Source organism: Luteimonas sp. FCS-9 (assembly GCF_001014645.1).
GTDB lineage: Bacteria > Pseudomonadota > Gammaproteobacteria > Xanthomonadales > Xanthomonadaceae > Luteimonas.
In genome coordinates this window covers 47,287-58,307 of record NZ_LASZ01000019.1, presented here as the reverse complement: position 1 = coordinate 58,307, position 11,021 = coordinate 47,287, and the positions used below count along the sequence as shown (strand labels likewise).

Annotated in this window: 10 protein-coding genes and 1 pseudogene; 6 read left to right on the top strand and 5 right to left on the bottom strand. The window is 73.4% G+C overall.

The genetic code is table 11. The features are described 5' to 3' along the window. Positions 1-527 precede the first annotated feature (527 nt). The gene (locus WQ56_RS14535; RefSeq protein WP_052773031.1) at positions 528-971 is read right to left on the bottom strand and encodes a CopD family protein; all 444 of its coding nucleotides are present in this window, start codon (positions 969-971) and stop codon (positions 528-530) included. A 253-nt stretch (positions 972-1,224) separates the two neighbouring features. On the opposite strand from WQ56_RS14535, the gene WQ56_RS14530 reads away from it, so the two are divergent. The 5 genes from WQ56_RS14530 (at position 1,225) to WQ56_RS14510 (ending at position 7,068) form a co-directional block, all read left to right on the top strand. Next, positions 1,225-2,112: a cytochrome c oxidase assembly protein gene (locus tag WQ56_RS14530; protein ID WP_047137848.1), complete on the top strand. Its 888-nt coding sequence runs from the start codon at positions 1,225-1,227 to the stop codon at positions 2,110-2,112. Between the two features lie 142 nt (positions 2,113-2,254). Continuing rightward, complete coding sequence (locus tag WQ56_RS14525) at positions 2,255-3,469, top strand: mechanosensitive ion channel domain-containing protein (RefSeq protein WP_082132434.1); 1,215 nt, start codon at positions 2,255-2,257, stop codon at positions 3,467-3,469. Next, entirely contained in the window at positions 3,466-4,461 is a 996-nt protein-coding gene (locus WQ56_RS14520; RefSeq protein ID WP_047137847.1) for an aldo/keto reductase, read from the top strand. The genes WQ56_RS14525 and WQ56_RS14520 overlap by 4 nt, the downstream gene beginning before the upstream one ends. Before the next feature lie 262 nt (positions 4,462-4,723). Beyond that, positions 4,724-5,878: a BON domain-containing protein gene (locus WQ56_RS19115; protein WP_052773030.1), complete on the top strand. Its 1,155-nt coding sequence runs from the start codon at positions 4,724-4,726 to the stop codon at positions 5,876-5,878. Positions 5,879-5,994: 116 nt separating this feature from the next. Further along, positions 5,995-7,068 carry an endonuclease/exonuclease/phosphatase family protein gene (locus tag WQ56_RS14510; protein ID WP_047137846.1) on the top strand — a complete coding sequence of 358 codons (1,074 nt, stop codon included), beginning with the start codon at positions 5,995-5,997 and terminating at the stop codon, positions 7,066-7,068. Positions 7,069-7,106: 38 nt separating this feature from the next. On the opposite strand, the gene WQ56_RS14505 is transcribed toward WQ56_RS14510, so the two are convergent. The 4 genes and pseudogenes from WQ56_RS14505 to WQ56_RS14490 all read right to left on the bottom strand — a co-directional run bounded on the left by WQ56_RS14505 (position 7,107) and on the right by WQ56_RS14490 (position 10,235). Next, positions 7,107-7,463, bottom strand: a complete 357-nt coding sequence (locus WQ56_RS14505; RefSeq protein WP_156170555.1) for a hypothetical protein — start codon at positions 7,461-7,463, stop codon at positions 7,107-7,109. 113 nt (positions 7,464-7,576) lie between these two features. Next, positions 7,577-8,131: a hypothetical protein gene (locus tag WQ56_RS14500; protein WP_052773029.1), complete on the bottom strand. Its 555-nt coding sequence runs from the start codon at positions 8,129-8,131 to the stop codon at positions 7,577-7,579. Between the two features lie 315 nt (positions 8,132-8,446). After that, a pseudogene (locus WQ56_RS14495) lies at positions 8,447-8,950 on the bottom strand (pyridoxamine 5'-phosphate oxidase family protein); the annotation flags it as partial. 85 nt (positions 8,951-9,035) lie between these two features. Next, positions 9,036-10,235: an MFS transporter gene (locus tag WQ56_RS14490; protein ID WP_047137844.1), complete on the bottom strand. Its 1,200-nt coding sequence runs from the start codon at positions 10,233-10,235 to the stop codon at positions 9,036-9,038. Between the two features lie 173 nt (positions 10,236-10,408). Between WQ56_RS14490 and WQ56_RS14485 the strand changes: the two genes are divergently transcribed. Beyond that, positions 10,409-11,020: an NAD(P)H-dependent oxidoreductase gene (locus WQ56_RS14485; protein ID WP_047137843.1), complete on the top strand. Its 612-nt coding sequence runs from the start codon at positions 10,409-10,411 to the stop codon at positions 11,018-11,020. Position 11,021 lies beyond the last annotated feature (1 nt).

Genomic DNA, 11,021 nt, shown 5'->3' with positions numbered 1-11,021 from the left:
TGGAGTTCCGGGCGACGCCTCGTCGCGCGCGAGCGCGCTCCTACGGACAGATGACTTGCGCGGGGCGTTTCCATCGGCGTCGCTGGCCTCTCGTAGGAGCGCGCTAGCGCGCGAGCGGCTTTCCCGGTGACGCCCCATCGCGCGCGAGCGCGCTCCTACGGACAGGTGGCTGGCGCGAGGGCGTTTGCATCGGCGTCGCTGGCCTCTCGTAGGAGCGCGCTTGCGCGCGAACGGCTTTCCCGGTGACGCCCCATCGCGCGCGAGCGCGCTCCTACGGACAGATGGCTGGCGCGAGGGCGTTTGCATCGGCGGCGGTCGCCTCTCGTAGGAGCGCGCTTGCGCGCGAGCGGCTTTCCCGGTGACGCCCCATCGCGCGCAAGCGCGCTCCTGCAGACAGATGGCTGGCGCGAGGGCGTTTCCATCGGCGGCGGTCGCCTCTCGTAGGAGCGCGCTTGCGCGCGAAGGGCGTTCCCGGCGACGCCCCATCGCGCGCGAGCGCGCTCCTGCAGAGCGGTGCGCGGAGGCCTCTACATGGGCGGCGGCGGCAGGTCGCCGAGCGTGAGCGGCTTGGCGCCGGTCAGCGCCGCGATCAGCAGCAGCAACAGCAGCGGCACCCAGCCGATCGCGCGGTAGAACGTCGGGCCGTGGTGATCGCGGTCCTGGCCCAGTTCGTACAGCAGCAGGCCGAAGTACAGGTGCAGCAGCACCGCGGCGGCGACGACGACCAGCTTGAGCACCAGCCACGCGCCGGTGGGGCCGAACGCGATCAGCACGCCGCCGGCGACGATCGTCACCAGCGCAGCGGGCGTCATGATGCGGAAGAACAGCGTGTTGGTGACCGGATTCCAGAAGCCGGGATCGGCATCGATCTCGCGCCGCTGACGCGCGACGAACAGCCGCGGCAGGAAGAACAGACCGGAGAACCAGACCGTCATCGCGAGGATGTGCAGCACCTTGAGCCAGAAGTACACCGGCGACTCCGGGACGGGGATCGCGACAGCCTAGGGCGCCGGTGGTCAAGCCGGCGTCGGGACCCGCCGCGTCCGGCGCGCGTGCAGACGCCGCCTTCCCTCCCATGGCGGCGCGCCATTGCCGCGGCCGCCCGACGCGCCACCATCGGCCCGGTTGCCCCCGGCCATCGGCGCGACCCGGGTCGCAGGCGAGGATCCCCGAACGCCCGGATTCGCCCCGGCTGCACGTCGGCCGCTGCTAGGCTTGCCGGCCATGTCGCGCGCCGCCTTCCGCATCCTCCTCGTTCTCCCCGGCAGCGCGGCGATGCCCGCGTTCGCCGCGCTGCCCGAGGGGCCGCCGCCCACGCTCGCGACCGCGTGGACGCTGTCGCCGTGGGCGCTCGCACCGTTGCTGGCGCTCGTCGCGCTGTACGCGGGCGGACTGGCACGGCTGTGGCGGGGCGCCGGCGTCGGCCGCGGCGTATCGCGCGGCGAGGCCGGCGCGTTCGCGTCCGGCGTGCTGGCGCTGGGCCTGGCGATGGTGTGGCCGCTGGACGCGTTCGGCGCCTACGCGCTGTCGGCGCACGTGGCCCAGCACATGACGCTGCTGGCACTGGCGCCGCCGCTGCTGCTGGCCGGCCGGCCGTTCGCGGTCGCGGCGTCCGCGCTGCCGCGCCGCTGGTCCCGGCGCCTGCACCGCGGGCTGCATCGGCCGCTGTCGGCGCTGGCCGACGCGCTCGCACCTGCAGCGCTGGTGCACGTCGCGACGATGTGGCTGTGGCACCTGCCGGGCGCGACCTCGGCCGCGCTGGCCGACGCGACGCTGCACCGCGCGATGCACGCCAGCTTCCTGCTCGCCGGGATGTGGTTCTGGGCCGCCGTGTGGCGACGCCTGCGCGCGCCCGATGCCGGTGCGGTCGGCGGGCTCGTCGCGCTGGCGGCGGCGATGATGCAGATGGGCTTCCTCGGCGCGCTGCTGACGTTCGCGCCGCGGCTGCTGTATCCGGTCTACACCGATCGTGCGCTGCTGGTCGGACTTGATCCGCTGCGCGACCAGCAGTTGGCAGGCCTGCTGATGTGGGTCCCCAGTTGCGTGCCGTACATCGTCGTCGGGCTGTGGCTGGTGGTCGCGCTGCTGCGCCGGATGCGACGGCGCGCGTAGCAGCGCCGCGATGGCACCCGGGCCAGGAACGCCGCCGAACGCCGCGTCTTGCGTGCGTGCGTGACATGCAAGCGACGCTCCACATGCCATCGACCCACGCTCGGGCACGATCGTCGCTCCCCGACCCCACGCCGGAGGCGAGATGACGCTGGACTGGAACCACCTGGCGGCCGTGGCCTGGCCGCTGCTGGCCGCGCTGCTGCTGGGCCTGCTCGTGCACTGGGCGCTGCGCGCGCTGGGCCGCACCGCGCGCCGCCATGCACAGGAACACCTGCGCGCGCGCATCGCGCAGGTCGTCGCGATCCCGGCCGCGGTCGCGCTGCCATTGCTGTTCCTGGCGATCGCGTTGAACTACACGCCACTCGATGCCGACCTCGTGCGCTCGCTGCGCCACTGGATCGCCATCGGCGGCATGCTGTGCCTGACCTGGCTGCTCGCGCGCGTGGTCGGCGCGGTCGAGGAGCGGATCCTGCGCGAGCACCCGGTCGACGTCGAGGACAACCTCGCCGCGCGCCGCATCCAGACCCAGACCCGCGTGATCAGCCGCGTGGTGCAGGGCACGGTGATCCTGGTCGGCGTGGCGCTGGCGCTGATGACGTTCCCGCAGGTGCGCCAGGTCGGCGCCGCGCTGCTGGCCTCGGCGGGCATCATCGGCCTGGTCGCGGGCATCGCGGCCCAGCCGGTGTTCGGCAACCTGATCGCCGGCCTGCAGATCGCGCTCGCCCAGCCGATCCGGCTCGACGACGTGGTCATCGTCGAGGGCGAGTGGGGCCGCATCGAGGAGATCACCTCGACCTATGTCGTGGTGCGCATCTGGGACGAGCGCCGGCTGATCGTGCCGCTGCAGTGGTTCATCTCCAACCCGTTCCAGAACTGGACACGCACCAACGCGCAGTTGCTGGGCACCGCGTTCCTGTGGCTCGACCACCGCGCACCGATCGCCGCGATCCGCGGGGAGCTGCAGCGGCTGTGCGAGGCCGATCCGCGTTGGGACCGCCGCGTCTGCGTGACCCAGGTCACCGAGACCGACAAGCACACCATCGAGGTCCGCCTGCTGGTGAGCGCGCGCAACTCGGGCGAACTGTTCGACCTGCGCTGCGCGGTGCGCGAGGGCATGCTCGCGTTCCTCGATGCGCATCATCCCGAAGCGCTGCCGCGGCTGCGCAACGAGGTCGACGAGGCCGGTGCGCGCCGTGCGCGCACCGCATCGCCGCAGGCCCCGCCGCCGGTCCACGCCGACACCAGCTCCCCCGGTGCCGAGACGGTGACCGCGGCCGACCGCGAAGGCGAGGCCGCGCGCGACGCGGCCGCCACACCGCTGCCCCCGTCTCCCCCCGACACAGGAGCCACACGATGAAGACCCGTCACCTCGGCCTCGGCGGCCCCAGCGTGTCCGCGATCGGACTGGGCTGCATGGGCATGAGCGCGTTCTACGGCGGCCGCGAGAGCGACGCCGAGGGCATCCGCACGATCCACCACGCGCTCGACCAGGGCATCACGCTGCTCGACACCGCCGACATGTACGGGCCGCACACCAACGAATCGCTGGTCGGCCGCGCACTGCAGGGTCGCCGCGACGATGCGTTCGTGGCGACGAAATTCGGCATCCGGCTCGACCCGGACGATCCGCAAGCCCGCGGCGTCGACGGCCGGCCCGAATACGTGATCGCGGCCTGCGAGGCCAGCCTGTCGCGGCTGGGCATCGATGCGATCGACCTGTACTACCAGCACCGCGTCGACCCGGCGGTGCCGATCGAGGACACCGTCGGCGCGATGGCGCGCCTGGTCGAGCAGGGCAAGGTCCGGCACCTGGGGCTGTCGGAGGCCTCGGCCGACACGTTGCGCCGCGCCTGCGCGGTGCATCCGATCACGGCCCTGCAGAGCGAATACTCGCTGTGGTCTCGCGACCCCGAGACCGCCGGCACGCTGGCCGCCTGCCGCGAGCTCGGGGTCGGCTTCGTCGCGTACTCGCCGCTGGGCCGCGGCTTTCTGACCGGGACGATCCGCACCGTCGAGGACTTCGACGCCGACGACTACCGCCGCCACTCGCCGCGCTTCCAGGGCGAGAATTTCGACCGCAACCTCGCGCTGGTCGAGCAGGTGCAGGCGATCGCGCAGGACTACGGCGTCACGCCCGGCCAGCTCGCCCTGGCCTGGGTGCTCGCGCAGGGCGAGGACATCGTGCCGATTCCCGGCACCAAGCGCATCGGCTTCCTCGACGAGAACATCGCCGCGCTCGACATCCAGTTGACCGACGATGACCTGGCGCGGATCGACGCGATCTTTCCGCCCGATGCCGCGGCCGGCACGCGCTATCCGCTGGCCGGCATGGCCGCGCTCGGGCGCTGAGGCGCCGCCGCGGGCGCGATTGCCGGCGCGACACGGAATCGCCGCGCGAATTTGACGCCTTTCGAACGCACCCGCGCGCACCGTCGGCGAATGGTATCGCCCACCGGCGCGCGCGACGCGACGCCGCCGACGTTCCGGGCGATGCCGCACGGCCGGCCGCCCCGGTGGGCGGCGCATCCGCGACGCGGGTGTCCACACGGCCGTCGAACGGGCACCGCAGGGTGCACCGTCGCGATCGCCGCCCGTCGGCGAGGAGACCGCGATGCACGACCGCAAAGACGACAACACCGGCACCTCGGAAATGAAGGCCTTCGGCGAAGAGCTGCTGGCCACCGGAGCGCGCTACATCGACGCCGGCAGGCGCTGGCTGAGCGAGAGGAGAGACCAGATGACGTCCCGAGACGGCGACGACGATCGCCATGAACCCGAGCGCCACGGGGGCCGCCGCGCCTATCGCGACGCCCCCCATCGCCGCGATGCGCACGGCTGGAGCCGCGACGACGACCAGGGCGGCGGCTACGGCGACCCGGCGATCGCCCAGCAGCGCGAATGGCGCCGGCAGCAGGGTCCGCGCGGCCACGACGACCGCAGCCGCACCGCGGAGGGCTACGGCGCGGGCGCGCCGTACGCGCAGTTCGCGCGCAGCCAGGACCCGCACGAGGCGCATGGCGGTGCCGGCCGCGCCTACGGGGCGGGCGGCCGTGCCGACCTGCGCGACAGCGACGACCGGCTGTCGGACTGGGGCCATCGCGCACCGCGCTGGTACAACGATGTCGACCATCTGGGCGGCGCCCCCGACTTCGCGCATTTCGGCGCGTACGACCGCGAGGGCCGCGTGGGCCGGGCGACGCCGGGCGGCGAGCCCGGGCGGGCGTCGGGCCGCGGCTTCCGCGGCGTCGGCCCCAAGGGCTACGCGCGCTCCGATGCCCGGATCACCGAGGACGTCTGCGAGCAGCTCACCCACAGCGACGAGATCGACGCGCGCGAGGTGTCGGTACGCGTCCACGACGGTGTCGTGACGCTCGAGGGCCACGTCGACCAGCGCTGGGTCAAGCACCGCATCGAGGACATCGCCGAGGCCTGCTCGGGCGTTAAGGACGTCGAGAACCGGATCCGCGTGCGCGGCGCGGGCCGCTGGCAGGCGGGCGGCGACGACGACGGGACGTCGGAGGCGACGGGCCGCGGACCCTCCGGCGCGACGTCGTCCGGCGGCACGCCGTCGACGGGTACCTCGACCGGCGCGCCCCCGGCCGCCGGGCCCGGCGCAGCCGGGCCGCTGTCGACCTCCGCGCGCGGGCACGAGACCGGCGGCGCCGCCGGCGACTTGGCGTCGGGCGCCCACCGCGACGCGGGCACCTCGTCGTCGCAGGGCGGTCCCGGCGGTGCCGGCTCCGGACGGGCACCGGAACCGCGCTGAGGCATCGCGCGCCGGACGGCGGCCACGCCCCGTCCGGCGCCCCCCGTCCTGGCCGCATTCACATCGGCGCGGGCCGCGATCACGGATAGTCCGGCATCCTCCGTGCCGGTCCCGCCATGCTGACCCCCGTCTTCGCGATCGCCACGATGCTGCTCGCGGTCGCCACGCTGATGCCCACGATCCGCAGCGGGGCGTGGTGGATCCGGGGATTCGACTTTCCGCGGCTGCAGTTGCTGCTGCTCTCGATCGCGGTGCTGCTGGCGCAACTGGTCCTGCACCCCATCGACGATCCGTGGACGACGGCAATCGTCGCCGTCAACGCCGGCTGCGTGCTCTGGCAGGCCTGGTGGATCCTTCCGTACACCCGGTTGCGCCGACCCGAGGTCGCCGATGCGCCCGACGGGGCGCAGCCGCGGTTGCGCCTGATGGCCAGCAACGTGCTGATGCACAACCGCGACACCGCGCCGCTGCTTGCGCTGGTGCGCGAGCACCGGCCCGACGTGCTGATCGCGGTGGAGACCGACCGCCACTGGGGGCGCGCGCTCGACGGCCTCGACGACCTGCTGCCGCACGCGCTGCGCTGCCCGCTCGACAACCTCTACGGCATGCACCTGTACTCGCGCCTGCCGCTGCACGATGCCCAGGTCCGCTATCTGGTCGAGGACGACATCCCGTCGATGCACGCCACGCTCGCGCTCGACGGCGGCCGCCGGGTCGTGCTGCACGCGCTGCATCCCCGCCCGCCGAGCCCGACCGAAGCCGACGGCTCGGAACCGCGCGACGCCGAGCTCGTGCTCGTGGGCCGGGCGGCGCGCGAGGCCGCGCATCCGGTGATCGTCGCCGGCGACCTCAACGACGTCGCCTGGTCGCGGACCACGCGCCTGTTCCGCAGGATCAGCGGGCTGCTCGACCCGCGCATCGGCCGCGGCATGTACAACACCTTCCACGCACGCCTGCCCGGCCTGCGCTGGCCGCTCGACCACCTGTTCCACAGTCGCGACTTCACGCTCGTGTGCATGCGCCGGCTGCCGGCGATCGGCTCGGACCATTTCCCGATCCTGGTCGAGCTCGCGCTTGCGCCCGGCCGCAACCAGGACGACGCCGGCCTGTCCCCCGACGCTCGGGCACGCGACGATGCGCGGGCCGCGGTGGACGAGGTCGATGCGGACGTGGACGCCGCACCACGCTGAGCGCGCGCCGCGCAGGCGTTGGGGCCGAGCCCGGAAGCTCAGCGGTCCAGGCGTGCGCGCAGGTCGCGCAGGTCCTGCCGCGCGATGTCGCGCAACGTGGCCTCGCGCCAGGCTTCGGCCTCGTCGGCGCCGGCCAGCGCGTAGCGCCGCTCGTACTCGGGCTGCATCTGCTCGCGCCGCAGCGCGCGGATGCGCCGGTACTCGGACTTGAGCGAGGACGTGCGCCGGATCGGCCAGGTCTCGCCGATCGGCTGGGCCCATGGCTGCGCGTCGGCGGCCACGGCCGAGACGGGATCTCCGGGGCCCGCGGCCTCGCTGGCCCAGGCGGGCGCGCACAGGCCCATCGCGACGAGCGCCGCCGGTGCGGCCCAGTGCAGGTATCGGGGTCTTGCCATCGCGTCCATCGCACCCTCCCACGCGCTGACGGATGGCCGGACACTAGCACCCCGGAGGGCAGGGCGATGTGCAGAACGCGTGCGGCAGGCCGACGCTTCCGCGCGCGGGCCCTTCAGGCGCCGGGCCGCAGCTCCAGACCGAGCGCGTGGCCGATCGCACGCATCCCATCGTCGTCGTCGCGCGCGGCGATCGCGCCGGCGAACGTGTCGTCGCCCGTCTCCCAGGTCCACAGCGTGTAGCCGGCGACCCGCAACTGGTCGTGGGCCAGGCCCAGCAGCGCGGAGGGCGGGACGTCGGCCAGCGCGCGAGCGTCGGTCGGGTCCTCGAGGTCCCAGTCGATGTCCACGCGGAAGCGCGCGGCCAGTTCGACGAGCGCCTCGACGAGCGCGACACGGTCGTCCTCGGCGATCCGGAAGCTCGCGCGCCAGTCGGTCGCCGCCAGCAGCGCATCGCGCACCGCGTCGAGGTCGTCGTGCGAGGCGACCGTCTCCTGCCAGTCGCGGAACTGCTGCCCCGCCGCCTCCTCGTCGCCGGGATTGACCAGCAGCAGCCATTGCCAGACGACCGCCTCGATCTCGGCCTCCGGATCGTCCTCCGCCTCGGCCCGGCCGTCACCGAGGAAGGCGAAGTTGTCGTCGGGGTCGAATTCGGTGTCGGGCAGCGACATGGCGGATGGATCGGCGAGGGGGGCGTGCAGTGTGCCGCCGGCGCGGCCGCATTGCAGCCTCGTGCCGGCGATCGGTCAGCGACCCCCGGTCTTGCCGGCCGCGCCCTTCTTCGCCGGCGCCTTCTTCGCGGCGGCCTTGCCGGCGGCCGGCGTGTTCGCCGCCGCCTTGCCCGCCGAAGACTTCTTCGCCGGCGCGGCCACGGTCTTGGCGGCCGTCTTGCCAGTGCCCTTGGCGCCGGTGCCCTTGGCGCCCGTGCTCTTGCCGCCGCGCGCATCCGCATGCGACGGCGGCAGGCGCGAGGTCTTGCGGCCACCTTGCAGGTCGACGATGCGGTTCTCGCCCATGCCCTCCTCGCGCTTGGTCACGCGCGCGGCGGCGAACGCGATCGCCTTGCCGATCAGCGTCGCGGGCCCGTCCCAGTACTCGGCGGTGTGGGCGGCGACCTCGATCAGCGCAAGGTTCGGATCGTCGATGCCGCCGGGGAAATAGGCCTTGAGCGCATCGTTCCAGAACGCCTCGATCTTCGCCCGGTCCTCGCTGACGCGCGCCTGTCCGGACACCGAAACGTAGGTGTTGCGGCGCTGCGAGGCGTAGGCGAGGTTGACGCTGGGGTTGCCTGCGATCTCGTCGATCTTGGGGCTGTCGGCGGCGACGAAGAACCAGACCCGCTCGCCGTCGAACTGCGCCTTCTGCGTCGACAGCGGCCGGCTGACCAGCGCCCCGTCCCGGGTGACGGTCGTGAACATCGTGATGTCGATGTCCTCGATCAGCGTCGCGATCGTCTTCGCGTCCTGTTCGGCCTTGCTGGGCGATGCCATCGCGCACTCCGCATGTGGGGGATCGACGGCCAGTGTCGAAGGCCGTCCGCCCCGTCGACGTGAAGGCGACGGCGCCCGCCTGCGCTCAGCAGGCCGACGGCGCCGGCCGCAGGCGCTCGTCGCGACGCGCCCACGCGTAGACCAGCAGGCCACCCGCGGCCGTCGCCGCGCCCACCAGCCCGGTCGAGGTCCAGCCCAGGCCTGCGCTGATCGCCAGCCCGCCCAGCCACGGCCCCAGCGCGTTGGCGGTGTTGAACGCGGCGTGGTTGGAGGCCGCCGCGAGCGTCTGCGCCTCGCCGGCGACGTCCATCAGGCGGGTCTGCAGCACCGGCGCCAGCGCGCCCATCGTGCCGAGCGCGACGACCGCCGGCAGGATCGACCAGGCCGCCTGCGCGGCCAGCGGGAACAGCAGCAACACCAGCATCGACCAGGCCAGGATCGCGGCTGCCGCGCGGAACTGCAGCCGGTCGAACAGCCAGCCGCCGGCGACGTTGCCCAGGATCGCGCCGACGCCGAACGCCGCCAGCGCCACCGGGATCCAGGCCTCGCCCACGCCGGTGACCTCGACCAGCGTCGGCGCCAGGTAGCTGAAGACGCAGAACATGCCGGCGAAGCCGATCGCGCCGATCGCCAGCGCCAGCCACACCTGCGACCGGTTGAACGCGCGCATCTCGCGCATCGGCGACTGCCGCGGCTCGGCCGGGTCGGGCGCGAGGAAGCGCGCGAGCAGCGCCACGGTCACAAGCGCGATCGCCGCGACCAGCGCGAACGTCCAGCGCCAGCTCGACAGCTGGCCGAGCCAGGTCGCCAGCGGGTTGCCGACCAGGATCGCGATCGACAGGCCCAGCAGCACCCGGCTGACGGCCGCGCCGCGCTGGTCGGGCCGGCTGATCGACGCGGCCACGAGCACCGCGACACCGAAGTAGGCGCCGTGCGGCAACCCGGCGACGAAGCGCGCGACCAGCATCGTCGCGTAGTTGGGCGCCAGCGCGCTGGCGAGGTTGCCCAGCGCGTAGAAGGCCATCAGCGCCAGCAGCAGCGTGCGCCGCGGCAGCCGCGCGCCGAGGATCGCCAGCAGCGGCGCGCCGACGACGACGCCGACCGCGTAGCTGCTGATCAGGTGCCCGACCTCCGGTTCGCTGGCGTCGAAGGCGCGGACCAGCTCGGGCATCAGGCCCATCATCGCGAATTCGCTGGTGCCGATCGCGAACCCGCCCAGTGCGAGCGCGAACAGGATCGGCGAGGCGGTACGGCGCGGCAGCGGCGCGTGCGGGGCGGCGGCCATCGCGGCTCTCCGGGAGGACGGCCGCGAATTATTGTGCATCGCAGCATCGGCGTCACCGCCTGCCGGCGCGCCACAGCGTTGCGGTCCGTGCGCGTTCAGCCCGTGGCGCGCGACGACGCGCCCTGTACGAACGCACGCCGATAGTGACGGACCGTCCGACCCGGAGCCCCGTCATGACGATCGCCGCCTTCGGCCTCAACTGCAGCCTCAAGTCCGGCGACGCGCCCTCGTCGACGCAGAAGATGCTCGATGCGGTGCTCGCCGCGCTCGCTCGGCACGACGTGCGCACCGACAGCGCACGCGTGGCCGACTTCGACGTGCGGCCCGGCGTGACCGCCGACGAGGGCGACGGCGACCAGTGGCCGGAACTGCGCCGTCGCATCATGGACGCGCAGATCCTGGTCCTCGCCACGCCGATCTGGCTGGGCCATCCCTCGAGCCTGGCCCAACGCGTGCTCGAGCGGCTGGACGCGATCCTGGGCGAGGTCGACGACGACGGCGTCTACCCCACGTTCGGCAAGGTCGCCTTCGCCGCGGTCGTCGGCAACGAGGACGGCGCCCATTTCGTCCATTCCCAGCTCTACCAGGGCCTGGCCGACGTCGGGTTCACGCTGCCCGCCGCCGCCTCGCCGTACTGGGTCGGCGAGGCGATGGGCAGCACCGACTTCAAGGATCTCGACCGGATCCCGGACAACGTCGCCGACGGCATCCGCACGATCGCCGGCAATGCCGCGCACCTGGCCCGGCTGCTGGCCGAGCGGCCCTATCCCAAGCCCAAGGGCTGAC